Genomic DNA, 15,839 nt, shown 5'->3' on the forward strand with positions numbered 1-15,839 from the left:
GAATAAGATAGTTCTCATTATAAATAAACTAGCAAGGGGGGTGAGATTATGGTAGATGTATTATCCCAAAATGAGATAGATGCTCTTCTAGCAGCACTTTCTTCCGGTGAGATGGATGCAGAAGAACTAAAAAAAGAAGATACACAGAAAAAGGTTAGAGCATATGATTTTAAACGGGCTGTCCGTTTTTCGAAAGATCATATTCGAAGTTTGACAAGGATTCACGAAAACTTTGCCAGATATCTGACCACCTATTTTTCTGCTCAACTTCGTACTTTTGTTCAAATTAGCGTTGTACAGGTAGAACAGCTTCCTTACGATGAATTTATTCGTTCTATTCCTAAAATGACGATACTTAATATTTTTGAAGCTGAACCACTTGAAGGTAGAATGGTTATGGAAGTTCATCCTAATATTGCTTATGCGATGTTAGATCGCTTACTTGGTGGTGTAGGAAACGCTCCTTCAAAAATAAATGCGTTGACAGAAATTGAGACGACTATTATCGAAAGAGTGTTCAGCCGTACATTTGATAGTTTGCAAGAAGCGTGGAAAACCGTTATTGATCTTTCACCAAGAATGGAAGCACTAGAGACCAATCCTCAATTTATGCAGATTGTCTCACCCAATGAAACGATAGCCTTGATCTCACTAAGCACCAAAATCGGTGATACTACAGGAATGATCAACTTATGTATTCCTCACGTAGTCATTGAACCAATTATGACCAAACTATCTGCGCATCACTGGTTCGTTTCTCAGAAAAAAGAGCCTGCTCCTGAAGAGGTAGAAGCTCTACAACATCGTGTGAATCGTGCTACATTGCCTGTTATTGCTGAATTAGGAGAATCTAACTTATCTATTCAGGAGTTTATCGGGTTATCGATAGGCGATGTGATTTCTTTAAACAAACCGGTACATGATGCTTTATCGATCAAAATTGGTAACAAAGTTAAATTTATTGGTAGTCCGGGAACTGTAAAAGACCGGGTAGCTATACAGATTGATGAAATTGTGAGTGAAGGAGTGGAAGATTTTGACGAGTAAGGATTATTTGTCACAAGAAGAAATCGACGCTTTGCTAAAACAGTCTGCAAGCGATGATGATACTTCTTCGTCATCGTCTGTCAAAACGGTAGACGACTTTTTGACTCCTATGGAGCAGGATGCTCTTGGTGAGATTGGTAATATTACTTTTGGTAGTGCAGCGACAGCTTTATCTACACTACTTGGACAAAAAGTAGATATTACAACTCCTCAAGTAGGAATTATCACACGTCCTGAGTTTGAAAATGAATTTCCAAAACCACATGTTGCTGTTCATGTTGAATATGTAGATGGATTTCAAGGTATCAATTCATTAGTAATTCAAACAAGAGATGCACAGGTAATCGCTGATCTGATGTTAGGCGGCGAAGGAGATCCGAAAGACGAAGAATTAAATGAGATTCATATTAGTGCTGTTCAAGAAGCGATGAATCAGATGATGGGTTCTTCCGCAACTTCAATGTCTACTATTTTTAACCGCTTTGTTAATATTTCACCACCGGGAATTGATATCCTTGATGTAAGCAATGATCAAGGTGTAACCATGCTTCCTAATGATGAGACATTAATCAAAATCTCATTCCGACTTTTGATTGGTGATTTGATTGATTCTACAATCATGCAATTGTTGACAGTCAAATTTGCTAAATATATGGTAGATATATTAATTAATGGAGGTGTTGAAGAAACTGTAGCCGAACCAGAAGTTCCAGTCGCACCACCAGCACCTACGGCTGCCGTACCACCTCAACAGGCTCCACAGCAACCCGTTGCACCGCCTGCTATGCCACAACCTGGTATGCAACCGGATTATGGCCAACAGCCTCCATACGGAGCGCCTGAACAACCATATCCACCATACCCGCCGTATCCGCAGTATCCACCAGGGTACGCGATGCCGCCACAGCCTTATCCACCACAGGCTCCACAGCATTACGGTGGTATGGCTGGACGAGAGGTTAATGTTCAACCAGTTCAATTTGCAAACTTCCAATCACCATCAGTAACAAACATGGATGAAAATAATTTGAACTTATTGATGGACATACCGCTCAAAGTAACCGTAGAATTAGGTAGAACCCAAAAGCAGATTAAAGATATCCTCGAATTGTCTCAGGGCGCAATTATTGAACTAGACAAATTGGCAGGTGAACCAGTAGACATCCTTGTAAATAACAAACTGATCGCCAAAGGCGAAGTTGTTGTTATTGATGAAAACTTTGGTGTTCGTGTTACGGATATCATCAGCCAATGGGACCGCATTCAAAAAATACAATAATGATCATTTAGGGAGGATTTTAAATCAATGGCAAACCGAATTCTTATCGTGGACGATGCAGCTTTTATGAGAATGATGATTCGAGACATTTTGAGTAAAAACGGATATGAAGTAGTGGGGGAAGCACAAGATGGCTCACAAGCTATCGAGAAATTTAAAGAATTGCGTCCTGATTTAATTACTATGGATATCACAATGCCTGAAATGGATGGTATCGCTGCTCTTAAAGAAATTAAAAAGCTAGATGCAGCTGCAAAAGTAATTATGTGTTCTGCGATGGGGCAACAAGCAATGGTTATTGATGCTATTCAAGCAGGAGCTAAAGATTTTATTGTTAAACCCTTCCAGGCTGACCGCGTTATCGAAGCTATTAGCAAAACGCTTGGCGTGTAGGAGATTATTCCCATGTCAGGTGAAACAGCCACAATGGGAGGAACAGGCGATTATTTCCTAAGCATAGTCTGGGTTATAATCGTCTTGGCTGTAATTATAGCGCTCATTATTTTATTGCTTAAATTTCTTGGTCGCAAAAGTCAAACCTGGTTATCACGTCGTGCAATACGCACAATCGGCGGGGTAGCAATGGGACCAAATAAATCATTACAAGTTATTGAAATTGGTAGCAGTATATATTTAGTTGGCGTTGGAGATGATATTACGTTAGTAGATAAAATCTCTGATCCAGAAGAAGCTATGCTGATTATCAATTCATTTCAGACAGAAGCGGTGGAGCAGAAAAATATTCTTTCTCCACTGATCTCCAAAATCAGTGAAAGATTTCGTCCAAAATCGGATGTACAAGAAGAGGAGTTAGGCGAAACAGAAGCTTTTCAAGAAGTATTTGAAAGCAAGCTACGTCAAATTCCAAATCGCAAACAGAAGATGGAAGAGCTGATGAAGGAGGAAAACTCTACAGATCGGTCGAGGGATTCATGAAAAAAAAGCTGATTATAACGCTCGTACTGCTTTTTATCGTTAGTCTGACATCTGTAAGTTCAGCATTTGCCACTGCCGATCCGATACCTAATATTGATATTCAGATCGGCAATGATAGTGGCTCAGGAGATGCAGCACCAGCAACTAGCTCGTTATCTATCCTGTTGCTGCTTACCATTATCAGTGTTGCGCCAGCATTTTTGGTCTTAATGACCAGTTTTACACGTATTGTTATCGTGCTCAGCTTTGTCCGGACGTCGCTCGGGACTAACCAGATGCCTCCTAACCAGGTATTGGTGGGGCTGGCTTTATTTTTAACTATTTTTATAATGTCGCCGGTATTATCAACAATGAATCAAACAGCACTTCAACCTTATTTAAAAGGTAGCATCACACAGACAGAAGCTTTGAAAGCTGCTGAAATACCGATTAAAGAATTTATGTTCAAACATACACGTGAGAAAGATTTACTTCTTTTCCTCAATTACACTGGTGCAGAAAAACCTAGCAATATTCAAGATATTCCGCTTACGGTTATGGTGCCTTCTTACGCAATCAGTGAATTGAAAACAGCTTTTCAAATGGGCTTTATGATTTTCATACCGTTTCTAGTTATTGATATTGTAGTAGCCAGTGTACTGATGGCTATGGGTATGATGATGCTACCGCCGATTATGATCTCATTACCGTTTAAAATTTTACTGTTCGTTCTCGTAGACGGATGGTATTTGGTCGTTAAGTCCCTCTTACTCAGCTTCAATTAGCGAAGTTAGAGATGTTCCTAATTAAGGGAGGTTAATCATGAGTTCGGAGTTTATCATCGGTATGGCGGGACAGGCAGTGTATACAGTACTCAAAGTCAGCGCACCGATGCTTGTACTTGGACTTGTAGTCGGTCTATTAGTAAGTATTTTTCAGGCGACTACGCAAATTCAGGAGCAAACGCTTGCCTTTGTACCTAAAATCGTGGCTGTTATGCTTGCACTTCTGCTATTCGGTCCATGGATACTGAGTGTTTTAGTAGATTACACGTATAATATTCTCGACAATTTATACAAATATGTCGGTTAGGCTGATTGCTTATGGAGATGTTACAGCAAAGTTTTCCTGTTTTTTTGCTTGTTTTTTGTCGAATGATTGCTTTTTTTGTAGTTTCACCCGTCTTTTCATCAAAAGGGGTTCCAAATACGTTTAAAGTAGGCATTGCATTTTTTATCTCGCTTCTGATTTATCTGATCAAAAGCACAACGGTAACGGTATCCGAAAGCCCTGAAATTTATATTCTGCTCGTGATGAGAGAAGTTATGATTGGCTTGATGCTTGGATATGTAGCATATTTAATGTTTACTGTTATACAAATGGCTGGTGCGTTTATTGATATTCAAACAGGTTTTGGTATCGCTAGCGTACTTGATCCATTAACAGGTGCTTCTTCACCTCTATTCGGTAATCTGAAATATATGATTGCAATGCTTTTATTTTTGAGCATGAATGGTCATCATTATTTAATTCAGTCGGTACTTTATAGTTATGACTGGATTCCAATTGATTCTGAAATTATGAGTAAGATGATGGACGGCTCGATGAGTGAGTTTTTGATACGAACATTTAGCAATTCGTTTTTAATTGCTTTTCAAATGGCTGCTCCGATTGTAGTAGCAATGTTTTTAACAGACGTAGGACTTGGATTTCTTGCACGTAGTGCACCGCAATTTAACATTTTTGTTATCGGTGTACCTGTAAAGATTATTCTTGGGCTCTTTATGTTAATGCTGTTAACTCCAAGCTTTGGATATCTGTTTGAACATTTGTTTGGTCAATTATTTCAAGCAATGCAATCGTTCTTAAAAGTAGTAGGTAACAGACCACAATAAACTTCGTTTGGAAGGAGGTTGTGAATTGGCATTCAGATTACGGATCAATCTGCAATTATTTTCTGGAGAAAAAACAGAAGAAGCAACATCTCAGAAAAAGCAAGAAACTCGTAAAAAAGGTCAAGTTGCCAAAAGTATGGATATACCTGGTTCTGCTGTATTGCTAGGTGGATTATTTTCTTTGATGATGTTTAGCAGTTTTTTTATGAAACGAATTGAATGGCTATTCACAGATTCTTTTCTACATCGTTTATCTACAGATGTTACCGTTGCTAATATTATGCAGATGCTAGGTCAATATGCGATACAAATTATGTTATTAGTATCACCGGTATTTGGTGTAGTCGTGGTACTTGCTCTGGTTGCCAACTATGCACAGGTTGGATTTTTGTTAGTTGGAGAACCTATACAGCCTAAATTCAGCAAGCTTGATCCTATTAAAGGGTTTAAAAATATTGCTTCTATGCGCTCGGTTGTTGAGTTTTTAAAATCAATATTAAAACTTTCAGTAATAGGATATTTAGTCTATCAGACGTTATCCGGCGCTTCTCATGAATTATCCAAAACAGCATTTATGTCTGTAGAAGCGATTCTTCATTACACAGCTGGATTAACAATGAACTTGGGAATCAAAGTAGGGGTGGCTTTACTGATACTTGCTATTTTTGATTATATGTATCAAAGATATGAGCACAATAAAGGTATACGGATGTCCAAACAAGATATTAAAGATGAATATAAAAAAGTGGAAGGGGATCCGTTGATAAAAGGGAAAATTCGCGAAAGACAACGCCGAATGGCGATGCAGCGAATGATGCAGGACGTTCCCAATGCTGACGTTATTATCACTAACCCGACTCACTTTGCAGTAGCTTTAAAATATGACAATGGTCAGATGGCTGCACCGCAAGTGATCGCAAAAGGACAAGATTACGTCGCCCTGCGAATAAGAGAACTAGCTAAACAACATGGAGTTGTCGTGATGGAGAACAAACCGCTTGCAAGAGCGTTGTTTGCTCGATCAGAAATTGGAGATTCTATTCCTGGAGATCTGTTTCAAGCGGTAGCAGAAGTTCTTGCTTATGTGTACAAGATGAAAGGCAAAACAAAGTAAACCAGGGGATCGGAGGGCTGGATAGCATTGAAAACTAAAGATTTGGTTGTGCTTGCGGGTGTCATAGGAATTGTTATGATGATGATTCTTCCGATCCCGACATGGCTACTCGATATATTGCTAATTATAAATATTTCCCTGGCAATGATTATTCTTCTAATTGCAATGAATACGAAAGAAGCATTAGAATTTTCTATTTTCCCAGCTATGTTGCTAATCACTACATTATTCCGGCTGGCTTTGAATATATCTACAACAAAATTGATTTTGGGACAAGGGGATGCGGGTTCAGTTGTTGCTACATTTGGTAGCTGGATCGCTGGTGGACAAATCGCTATTGGATTTGTAGTTTTCCTTATTCTTGTGGTTGTACAATTTATCGTTATTACCAAAGGTTCGGAACGGGTAGCAGAAGTTGGAGCCCGTTTTACACTCGATGCTATGCCTGGTAAGCAGATGAGTATTGATGCTGATTTGAACGCAGGTCTTATCAATGAACATCAAGCGAGAGAACGTCGTAGCAAAATCGAACGTGAAGCCGATTTCTACGGAGCTATGGATGGTGCGAGTAAATTTGTTAAAGGGGATGCTATTGCGAGTATTATCATCCTCTTAATTAATCTAATTGGTGGATTTATTATCGGGATGACTGTTCACGGAATGGCATTCGCTGATGCACTTTCAACGTATTCTGTTTTAACAATTGGTGATGGTCTCGTGAGCCAGATTCCAGCATTGCTTATTTCCACAGCTGCTGGTCTGATTGTAACCCGTGCTTCTTCTGAGGGTAACTTAGCAGATGATATCACTTCACAACTATTCTCATATCCCAAATTGTTATATATCGTAGCAGGCGTAATTACACTGTTAGGTATTTTTACACCGATTCACTTTATTACAACATTCCCTCTAGCTATTCTGTTAGTATTTGCTGCTCGGAAGATGCAGTCGAATCTGGATCAAAAAGTGGTCGAAGCAGAACAGCAACAAGAAGAACAGCAGATTGAAGAAGTACGTAGTCCAGAAAGTGTTATCAATTTATTGCAGATTGATCCAATCGAATTTGAATTTGGATATGGTTTGATTCCTCTTGCAGATACGCAACAGGGCGGAGATTTATTAGACCGTATTATTATGATTCGTCGTCAATGTGCGCTAGAACTAGGTCTTGTGGTACCTGTTATCCGTATTCGGGATAATATTCAATTAAAACCGAACGAATATGTCATCAAAATTAAAGGAAATGTTGTAGGTGGTGGTGAATTACTACTAAATCACTATCTCGCTATGAGTCCTGGGTTTGATGATGATTCGATTACGGGTATAGAGACTTTAGAACCAGCTTTTGGATTGCCTGCATTATGGATAGATGAATTAACAAAAGAACGCGCTGAGTTATCAGGGTATACCGTTGTTGATCCACCTTCTGTAGTAGCTACGCATTTAACAGAATTAATCAAAAAACATTGTCACGAATTACTGGGTCGTCAAGAAACAAGAGCGCTTATCGACAACTTACGTGAGAACTATCCTGTACTTGTAGATGACTTGATTCCTTCTGTGTTAGCAGTAGGGGATGTGCAAAAAGTATTCGTTAAATTGCTAAGAGAAAAAATTTCTATTCGGGATATGGTTACAATATTCGAGACACTTGCCGATTATGGAACATATACCAAAGATCCAGATGTATTAACTGAATATGTACGTCAAGCTCTATCCCGACAAATTACGCAGCAATTTACAAGCCAGGGTGAAACACTACGTGTGATTACAGTAGGACCTAATCTGGAGAAAAAGATTGCCGAAAGTGTACAGCAATCTGAACAAGGAAGTTATCTGGCACTTGATCCGGTATCGACTCAATCGATGTATCAGAAGATGAACGAACAAGTAAATCGACTGTTACAAATGGGACAACAACCGATCGTTTTGACTTCGCCAGCTATACGCATGTATCTGCGTCAAGTGATTGAACGCACGATGCAGGATATTCCGGTTCTTTCTTACAGTGAACTTGAACCTAACGTTGAAATTCAAAGTGTCGGGGTGGTGAACTTATGAGGGTAAAACGATATATCGTTGATACAATGCCCGATGCGATGTTAAAAATTCGAACTGATCTTGGTAGCGATGCTGTAATTTTAAGTACAAAAGAGCTAAAAACCGGTGGTTTTCTAGGAATGTTTCAGAAGAAAAAGATTGAAGTCATTGCCGCAGTAGAAAAAGAGCAAGCTTCTGAACCAGTCAAAGCGCAGCCAGAAACGATTATTCCGGCTGCCTCTGCTGTACCTAAACGTGTAGTACCGGATGCCTATCGCAAATCAAGCGAAGCTTTTGCTGAATCGATGCGCCAAGCACTTGCTGGAGAACCAACCCAGTCAGCAGAAGGTAACTCGGTAGCTTCTTCAGCACCAGCTCCATCATTTAATCCATCGGTACCGGAGATTCCGCAACCAACTTTACAGCATATTCCTTTAGTACCTGAGGAACCTGTACATCGCGTCTCAGAATATAATGGGTCAGCAGATGGTCTTCAACAAGAGAAGTTGTTTGAAGAATTGCGTGAAATGAAAAAAATGATGGCTGAATTGAGCCGCGAAAAAGAAATGGCAGCATTACCTGAATCATTAATCGAAATCGCAGATCGTTTAAAGAAACAAGGCATTCAACAAGAACTGCTAGATACGTGGTTAAGCGAAGCGATGGGGCAATTTCCAGCGCCTGAATTAATTACTACCGTAGATGCCAAAGCAGCAATGAAATTTCAGATCGAACAGTTTACGCAATCACGCATCGGTGGAGGCATCAACACTTCTACCAAAATTGTATACGTCGCAGGTCCTACGGGAGTAGGTAAGACGACTACAATTGCAAAGTTGGCTGCTGAACAGTTATTCAAATATAAACGTAAAGTAGGTTTTATTACTTCGGATACATATCGTATCTCGGCAGTAGAGCAGCTTAGAACCTATGCTTCTATTTTGGGGGTTCCTTTAGAAGTGGTTCAATCTCCCGGAGATTTGCAGCGCTCACTACAACGTTTAGCTGAATGTGATCTGATTCTAATGGATACGGCAGGACGTAACTACCGCAACGAATTACTTGTTTCTGAATTACAAAGTTTGTTGGCTCCTTTGGAAAATAGTGAGACGTATCTAGTGTTATCGTTTACTTCCAAAACGGAAGATATGAGAACGATCACAGAACATTTCAGCAAATACCCATTGGACAAAGTGATCTTCACCAAAGCAGATGAAACAGGAAGCTATGGTGCATTATTCAATCTTCTTCAGGAATATCCATTACGACTATCGTATATGACCAATGGACAAAATGTACCTGATGATCTGTTGATGCCAAGTCCAGATTTTCTCGCTAATCTATTACTTGGAGAGATATTGCCATGATGGATCAAGCCCAATCATTAAGAAATTTGATGTCGTCTAAAACGGTACAACCTCCTCAAACAGAACCACGCAGTGCGAAGTTTATTACAATCACTAGCGGTAAAGGTGGAGTAGGAAAATCGAATTTCACGCTTAATTTTGCGCTTGCACTTCAGCGACTAGGGCGGAAAGTACTGGTATTTGATGCCGATATTGGAATGGCGAATATCGATGTACTGATGGGTGTGCGATCTAAATTCAATTTATCTCATCTGCTTAGCGGAGAGAAACAGATCAACGAGATTATTGAAAAGGGAGCAGGATCATTACCTTATATTGCAGGTGGGTCCGGACTGTCTTCATTGTTCTCTTTATCTGATAAAGATTTGATCTATTTTACAGATCAGATTCAGAAAGTCGCCACAGACATGGATTACATTTTGTTTGACACTGGCGCAGGTTTATCAAAAGAAACACTACAATTTATTATGTCAGCTGACGAATGTATAGTAGTGACTACTCCAGAACCAACTTCGATTACAGATGCTTATGCTTTGATTAAAGTGGTGCATGGTATGGAAGAAGATGTGTCTTTCAAACTAGTAGTAAACCGGGCTGAAAATGAAAAAGAAGCCGTACAAACATCAGACAAAATTAGATTGGTTACTAGCCGCTTTCTGAACTTGGAAATTCCGCTTTTGGGATTTGTAAGTGACGATTCTCATGTTAGTCAATCCGTAAAAAAACAAGTTCCTTTTTCAATTTACTCTCCAGGATGTCTTGCTTCTAAAGACATTCAACAGTTGGCTCAACGCTACATGGTTGCACCAAATGCAAGTTCAGAAGGAACCTTAACAGGAATCAAAGGATTTATGCAAAAATGGCTCAAACGGACTAAATGATTCTGTAGGGAACAGAGGTGCTGATAATGGCAACTTATAAAATATTAGTTGTTGACGATTCTCCTTTTATGAGAAAAATCATTTCAGATTTAATTGAGACAGATCCTCTGTTTCAAGTAATAGATACTGCAAATAACGGGCGTGAAGCTGCTAAAAAAGTAGTCGAACTTAAACCCGATGTTGTTACAATGGATGTAGAAATGCCAGAAATGAATGGTCTGGAAGCACTAAAAATTATAATGTCTCAGCGTCCTCTGCCGATAATTATGTTATCAGGCATTAATGAACAGGGTATGCGAGAAACAATTATGGCGTTGGAGAACGGAGCTTTTGACTTTATCCGTAAGCCTTCGGTTAGTAATTCGCAAGATATCGAAGAAGTTGGGCAACAATTACGCAGACAACTTCATACCGCTGTTCATGCACTGGAAAGAAACCGCAAACGGGCTGAACAAAAAAACATGGCGGCTGACGTTGCTCCGTCGCCATATCTGCAAGACAGTCAAGAGCTGCGCGAAGAAGGTCAACAACCTTCCACAGAGCCTCAGGCAGCACCTTCTGAGAAAAAACTATTAAAACGCGACGCTGACAAACGTCTGGATCAAGGTCGTCCAGAACGCTTTCAGGTCAAACCGGCACCACAGACTCCAAACACAAATGTACGTCCTTCACGTCCAGAAGTATCAACAGATAAAGCAGCGCAAGATAAACGTTCAGTAGCTCCTAAGCCCGCTGATACACGTCCTGTGTCCAAGCCATCTTTTGTTACTGGAACTCCGGCTAAAAAGCAACCGGAACTTCCAACTAAACCTGTGCGCGAAGAAGAACCAAAACGAACAAAACCGGTTATTACTCCGCCGGTAGCACCTGTTTTCAAAAAAGAAATCGAAAAACCAGTAGCACCTTCTTCACCACCAACGGCTACGCCTGCGTTAAATCGCCCAGCAGCCGTTGAACGTAACACAGCTCCTTGGCGTCAACTGGTAGCAGTTGGATGCTCTACCGGCGGTCCTAGGGCGCTTAAAAGCTTACTAGAAAATATTCCGGCTAACTTCCCAGCTCCGATTGTGATTGTTCAGCATATGCCGCCGAATTTTACACGATCTCTGGCACAGCGTTTGAACAGTTTAAGTCGTATTACTGTGGTTGAAGCAGAACAGGGAATGGTTCTTCAAGCAGGTACAGCTTATATTGCTCCTGGTGGCTATCATATGATAGTCACTCGTAGCCAAGGAAGTTACCGAATACAGCTTTCTCAAGAACCACCACGCAATGGACATCGCCCTTCAGTGGATACGCTTTTTGCCTCTATCCAACCTTTTACCGATCTACAGCGTCATGCTGTACTAATGACCGGTATGGGAAGCGATGGCGCAAGAGAAATGAAAAATTTATATGATAGCGGTATAAACTCTACCATCGCAGAAAACGAAGATACCTGTGTAGTGTACGGAATGCCGCGGTCGGCTGTAGAGCTCGGATGTGTAAATCATCTGCTCCCACTGCCAGAAATTGCGCCTAAACTTATACAAATCGTTAAATAGTTTACAACAAGCTATATGCTATCTTATGGAGGAGGTGTCTCACGGTGGACATGAATCAATATTTAAACATGTTTATTGATGAGTCGAACGATCATCTACAATCGTTGAATGAAAAAATGCTGGAATTGGAAAGCAGCCCGGCTGACCTTGGGATTGTCCAAGTTATTTTCCGTTCAGCACATACGCTTAAAGGTATGGCTGCAACAATGGGATTTGAAGATTTAGCAGCATTGACGCACCAAATGGAAAATGTACTTGATTTGGTACGTAATGAAAAATTAGCCATGCAAGAATTTATTTTCGATACATTATTTAAAAGTCTAGATGCTTTGGAATCCATGGTTCAAGACATTACGCAGGGTGGAGAAGGTAAAGCAGATGTAACAGCGATCGTGGAATCTCTGCAAGCGATTGTACGCGGAGAAATGACACCTGCTGCACCGGCAGCAACTGTAACTGCTACGCCAACACCGTCTGCTGTAACTGCTGATGCTGAAGTTGTTCAAGAGAGCAAAGGAATCCAATTGGATGAGTTCCAGCAATCTGTTATTGAACAATCGATGTCTGAAGGTCATCAAGCACTTTACGTTGAAGTTTTTATTCGTGAAGATTGTCAATTAAAAGCGGTTCGCGCATACATGGTATTCGATATGTTAGAGCGTTTCGGTGAAGTCATCAAATCCGAACCGTCTACACAAGATATCGAACAAGACAAATTCGATCGTAGCTTCTCACTGTATTACATTACGCAAAAAGATCAAGATGAACTTAAAACGATGATTTTAGGCGTATCTGAGATTGAGAATGTAACGATGACACGTTTGGATGCAGAATCTTTGAAAGAAATGTCTGCTCCAGCAAATCAATCATCTCCAATTGCTGCTGAAACAGTATCTTTAGAAGCTACACCTTCCACTTCAGCTCCTGTAGTAGAAGATAAAGCAGTAGTAGCACCACCACAAGCAAAAGCAGCTGCGAAATCTCCAGTTGCTGCTCCATCTCGCACGATTCGCGTAGATATCGATCGCTTAGATGTTCTTATGAACTTATTCAGCGAATTGCTAATTGACCGTGTACGTTTAGAGCAATTGGCTAGTGAAGTGAAAGTACCTGCATTAACAGATGCTGTCGAGCATATGGGACGTGTAAGTAGTGATTTGCAAAATATCGTACTGAAATTGAGAATGGTTCCGGTAGACACAGTGTTTAACCGTTTCCCTCGTATGGTACGTGATTTGGCCAAATCATTAGACAAAAAACTAGACTTGATTATCACAGGTGCTGAAACCGAGCTAGACCGCACAGTTATCGACGAAATCGGTGATCCACTGGTGCATTTATTGCGTAACTCAGTTGACCATGGTGTTGAGCCAATTGCAGATCGTATTGCAGCAGGTAAAGACGAGACCGGTGTAGTCAAACTAAGCGCATTCCATAGTGGTAATCATGTATTTATCGAAATTGAAGATGATGGACGTGGAATTTACCGCGATAAGATTCTTCAAAGCGCAATTAAAAAAGGTGTTGTGACTCAAGAGCAATCGGTCACAATGAAAGATGAAGAAGTATACCAACTTCTTTTTGCACCAGGATTCAGTACAGCAGAAGTTATCTCTGATATTTCTGGACGCGGTGTAGGTCTAGACGTGGTTAAATCCAAAATTTCATCACTTGGTGGACATGTAACGGTATACTCCACACCAGGTAAAGGAACCAAGTTCTCTGTACAACTACCACTCACATTGTCCATTATTTCAGCAATGTTGATCCGCGTAGGTTCGGAGAAATATGCGATTCCATTAACTTCGATTGTGGAAACAGGCATTATCAAATCCAAACAGGTACGTGATTTGCATGGTAGTCAATTAATTCCTTATCGTGAAACGCATATTCCGTTACTTTCACTAAGTCGTGTATTCGAAGTTCCAGACTTTGATGAGCGTGAAGAGGAAGAAACAGAGATTGTTGTAATCCGTAAAGGTGACAAACTAGCAGCACTAGCTGTTGAGAACTTCATTGGTCAAAACGAAATCGTTCTGAAAAGCTTGGGCAAATATCTTCCAGATATTCAAGGCGTTTCAGGAGCAACGATTCTTGGAGACGGCCAAGTGGCTTTGATTATTGATCCGAATGCATTTATCAAGTGATGTAGTTTATAACAAGGAGGATTTACCATGGCAGAAGATATAAAAGTTATTGTTTTCAAACTTGCAAAAGAAGAATACGGTATTGAAGTAGATAAAGTACAAACGATTGAGCGTATGTTACCTATTACGCGTGTACCTAAAACATTTGATTTTGTAAAAGGTGTTATTAATTTACGTGGTGTGGTTATTCCAGTTATCGATCTTCGTGGTCGTTTTAACCTTCCAGAAAATGAATATAACGATCAAACACGTATTATCATCGTAGAGGTAGATACAACACAAGTTGGATTTATTGTAGATTCAGCTAACGATGTAGTAGATTTAGATCGCGGACGTATTGAGAAACCGCCAGAAGTTGTAGGCGGAGTGAAAGCAAGATATCTTGATGGAGTTGCTAAGCTGGACGAAGAACGGCTGCTGATTATGCTTAACCTTGCTGAAGTCTTGAACCGAAGCGAAGTCAGTCAACTAGAAAATATCGAGGATTAAGCTTATGAACCTTTTTGGTAATCTTGAAGGGTTCAAAATGGATGTTCTAAAAGAAGTGGGAAATATAGGGGCAGGCAATGCAGCCACTGCCCTTTCCCAGCTTTTAGATAAACCGATTGATATGGCAGTACCGAAAGTTCAAATTCTACCTTTTGAAAAAATCGCTGATAAAGTTGGCGGACCTGAACAAATCGTTCTTGCTGTTTTCTTTCGTGTAGAAGGTGAAGCGCCGGGCAATTTGTTTTTTATTCTAACTCCTGAAGCAGGTAAAGGATTGCTTCATCGTTTAGCAGGGATTGAAGCCAGCGACGAAGAATTTTTTAATGAGATGGAACAATCTGCACTTTCAGAAATTGGAAATATTTTAGCAGGTTCGTATTTATCTTCATTAGCAGACTTTACCAAACTTTCAATGACACCTACAGTGCCTGGACTGGCAATGGATATGGCAGGTGCAATTTTGAACTACGGTCTGATCCAATTCGGAGAAATGGGTGACGATGCGTTGTTGATCGATACTACATTTTTAGAAGGAAAAGAAGAAGTGGAAGGGCAGTTTTTCTTGATTCCGGACCCTGAATCTTTTGATAAAATTTTCAAATCATTAGGAGTTCCATTAACTGATGATTGAAGAGCAAAACATTGTTAAAGTGGGTATGGCGGATTTAAACGTCGTGAAAACATCCGGAATTATTCGAACGACGGGACTTGGTTCTTGTGTGGGCCTAACGCTATATGACAAAAACATTCAACTTGCAGGGATGGCTCATGTGATGCTTCCTTCATCGGATATTGCTAGAGACGGACAATTGAATATAGCAAAATACGCAGATACTGCACTTCCAGAATTAGTTCGCAAAATGACTGAGCTTGGCGCTTCACGCTCACGATTGGTTGCCAAAATGGCTGGTGGTGCTCAAATGTTTAATTTTTCTAGTGGTGGTGATCACATGCGAATTGGTCCTCGTAATGTGGAAGCATGTAAATTGTTTTTAGAAGAGTACAAAATTCCATTGTTAGCAGAGGACACTGGCGCTAATTACGGACGAACCATAGAGATGGATTGTATTTCTGGGATTTTGTTCATAAGAAGTGTACAAATGGGTAAGAAGGAATTATAG

At 40.2% G+C, this 15,839-nt stretch carries 16 protein-coding genes; all 16 read left to right on the plus strand.

Annotation, left to right across the window (positions count from 1 at the left end; all coding sequences use genetic code 11):
* Positions 1-48 precede the first annotated feature (48 nt).
* From fliM to PQ456_RS08875, 16 genes are read left to right on the plus strand one after another with little or no spacing between them, the layout of a single operon-like run.
* Positions 49-1,047, plus strand: a complete 999-nt coding sequence (gene fliM / locus PQ456_RS08800; RefSeq protein WP_273615777.1) for a flagellar motor switch protein FliM — start codon at positions 49-51, stop codon at positions 1,045-1,047.
* Complete coding sequence (gene fliY / locus PQ456_RS08805; protein ID WP_273615778.1) at positions 1,037-2,326, plus strand: flagellar motor switch phosphatase FliY; 1,290 nt, start codon at positions 1,037-1,039, stop codon at positions 2,324-2,326. The genes fliM and fliY overlap by 11 nt, the downstream gene beginning before the upstream one ends.
* A gap of 27 nt (positions 2,327-2,353) precedes the next feature.
* Positions 2,354-2,719 carry a response regulator gene (locus PQ456_RS08810; protein WP_069327372.1) on the plus strand — a complete coding sequence of 122 codons (366 nt, stop codon included), beginning with the start codon at positions 2,354-2,356 and terminating at the stop codon, positions 2,717-2,719.
* 12 nt (positions 2,720-2,731) lie between these two features.
* A complete protein-coding gene (locus PQ456_RS08815; RefSeq protein ID WP_273615779.1) occupies positions 2,732-3,262 on the plus strand; it encodes a flagellar biosynthetic protein FliO in 531 nt (176 codons plus the stop codon).
* Complete coding sequence (fliP, locus tag PQ456_RS08820; protein WP_204824565.1) at positions 3,259-4,026, plus strand: flagellar type III secretion system pore protein FliP; 768 nt, start codon at positions 3,259-3,261, stop codon at positions 4,024-4,026. The genes PQ456_RS08815 and fliP overlap by 4 nt, the downstream gene beginning before the upstream one ends.
* Positions 4,027-4,063: 37 nt before the next feature.
* The gene (gene fliQ, locus PQ456_RS08825; RefSeq protein ID WP_069327369.1) at positions 4,064-4,333 is read left to right on the plus strand and encodes a flagellar biosynthesis protein FliQ; all 270 of its coding nucleotides are present in this window, start codon (positions 4,064-4,066) and stop codon (positions 4,331-4,333) included.
* A gap of 11 nt (positions 4,334-4,344) precedes the next feature.
* Complete coding sequence (gene fliR / locus PQ456_RS08830; protein ID WP_273615780.1) at positions 4,345-5,136, plus strand: flagellar biosynthetic protein FliR; 792 nt, start codon at positions 4,345-4,347, stop codon at positions 5,134-5,136.
* Positions 5,137-5,161: 25 nt separating this feature from the next.
* A complete protein-coding gene (gene flhB, locus PQ456_RS08835; RefSeq protein WP_273615781.1) occupies positions 5,162-6,250 on the plus strand; it encodes a flagellar biosynthesis protein FlhB in 1,089 nt (362 codons plus the stop codon).
* A 27-nt stretch (positions 6,251-6,277) separates the two neighbouring features.
* Positions 6,278-8,311 carry a flagellar biosynthesis protein FlhA gene (gene flhA, locus PQ456_RS08840; protein WP_273615782.1) on the plus strand — a complete coding sequence of 678 codons (2,034 nt, stop codon included), beginning with the start codon at positions 6,278-6,280 and terminating at the stop codon, positions 8,309-8,311.
* Positions 8,308-9,657 (plus strand): flagellar biosynthesis GTPase FlhF, encoded by a 1,350-nt coding sequence (gene flhF / locus PQ456_RS08845; protein WP_273615783.1) that lies wholly within the window; start codon positions 8,308-8,310, stop codon positions 9,655-9,657. Before flhA ends, flhF begins: the two co-directional genes overlap by 4 nt.
* A complete protein-coding gene (locus PQ456_RS08850; protein ID WP_273615784.1) occupies positions 9,654-10,538 on the plus strand; it encodes a MinD/ParA family protein in 885 nt (294 codons plus the stop codon). Before flhF ends, PQ456_RS08850 begins: the two co-directional genes overlap by 4 nt.
* Before the next feature lie 26 nt (positions 10,539-10,564).
* Positions 10,565-12,082, plus strand: coding sequence for a protein-glutamate methylesterase/protein-glutamine glutaminase (locus PQ456_RS08855; RefSeq protein ID WP_273615785.1), 1,518 nt, complete (start codon positions 10,565-10,567; stop codon positions 12,080-12,082).
* 44 nt (positions 12,083-12,126) lie between these two features.
* A complete protein-coding gene (locus PQ456_RS08860) occupies positions 12,127-14,229 on the plus strand; it encodes a chemotaxis protein CheA (RefSeq protein WP_273615786.1) in 2,103 nt (700 codons plus the stop codon).
* Positions 14,230-14,256: 27 nt separating this feature from the next.
* Positions 14,257-14,718, plus strand: coding sequence for a chemotaxis protein CheW (locus PQ456_RS08865; RefSeq protein WP_204824557.1), 462 nt, complete (start codon positions 14,257-14,259; stop codon positions 14,716-14,718).
* Between the two features lie 4 nt (positions 14,719-14,722).
* Positions 14,723-15,349 carry a chemotaxis protein CheC gene (locus tag PQ456_RS08870; protein ID WP_273615787.1) on the plus strand — a complete coding sequence of 209 codons (627 nt, stop codon included), beginning with the start codon at positions 14,723-14,725 and terminating at the stop codon, positions 15,347-15,349.
* Positions 15,342-15,839, plus strand: a complete 498-nt coding sequence (locus PQ456_RS08875; protein WP_273615788.1) for a chemotaxis protein CheD — start codon at positions 15,342-15,344, stop codon at positions 15,837-15,839. Before PQ456_RS08870 ends, PQ456_RS08875 begins: the two co-directional genes overlap by 8 nt.

It is taken from the genome of Paenibacillus kyungheensis (assembly GCF_028606985.1).
Taxonomy (GTDB): domain Bacteria; phylum Bacillota; class Bacilli; order Paenibacillales; family Paenibacillaceae; genus Saccharibacillus; species Saccharibacillus kyungheensis.

What these genes read in the sequence shown, in the direction of transcription:
- fliR (WP_273615780.1), top strand. Translation starts at nt 4,345, where the DNA reads ATGGAGATGTTACAGCAAAGTTTTCCTGTTTTTTTGCTTGTTTTTTGT.
- PQ456_RS08810 (WP_069327372.1), top strand. Translation starts at nt 2,354, where the DNA reads ATGGCAAACCGAATTCTTATCGTGGACGATGCAGCTTTTATGAGAATG.
- PQ456_RS08850 (WP_273615784.1), top strand. Translation starts at nt 9,654, where the DNA reads ATGATGGATCAAGCCCAATCATTAAGAAATTTGATGTCGTCTAAAACG.
- PQ456_RS08875 (WP_273615788.1), top strand. Translation starts at nt 15,342, where the DNA reads ATGATTGAAGAGCAAAACATTGTTAAAGTGGGTATGGCGGATTTAAAC.
- fliM (WP_273615777.1), top strand. Translation starts at nt 49, where the DNA reads ATGGTAGATGTATTATCCCAAAATGAGATAGATGCTCTTCTAGCAGCA.
- PQ456_RS08865 (WP_204824557.1), top strand. Translation starts at nt 14,257, where the DNA reads ATGGCAGAAGATATAAAAGTTATTGTTTTCAAACTTGCAAAAGAAGAA.
- flhF (WP_273615783.1), top strand. Translation starts at nt 8,308, where the DNA reads ATGAGGGTAAAACGATATATCGTTGATACAATGCCCGATGCGATGTTA.
- fliQ (WP_069327369.1), top strand. Translation starts at nt 4,064, where the DNA reads ATGAGTTCGGAGTTTATCATCGGTATGGCGGGACAGGCAGTGTATACA.
- fliP (WP_204824565.1), top strand. Translation starts at nt 3,259, where the DNA reads ATGAAAAAAAAGCTGATTATAACGCTCGTACTGCTTTTTATCGTTAGT.
- PQ456_RS08855 (WP_273615785.1), top strand. Translation starts at nt 10,565, where the DNA reads ATGGCAACTTATAAAATATTAGTTGTTGACGATTCTCCTTTTATGAGA.
- PQ456_RS08870 (WP_273615787.1), top strand. Translation starts at nt 14,723, where the DNA reads ATGAACCTTTTTGGTAATCTTGAAGGGTTCAAAATGGATGTTCTAAAA.
- PQ456_RS08815 (WP_273615779.1), top strand. Translation starts at nt 2,732, where the DNA reads ATGTCAGGTGAAACAGCCACAATGGGAGGAACAGGCGATTATTTCCTA.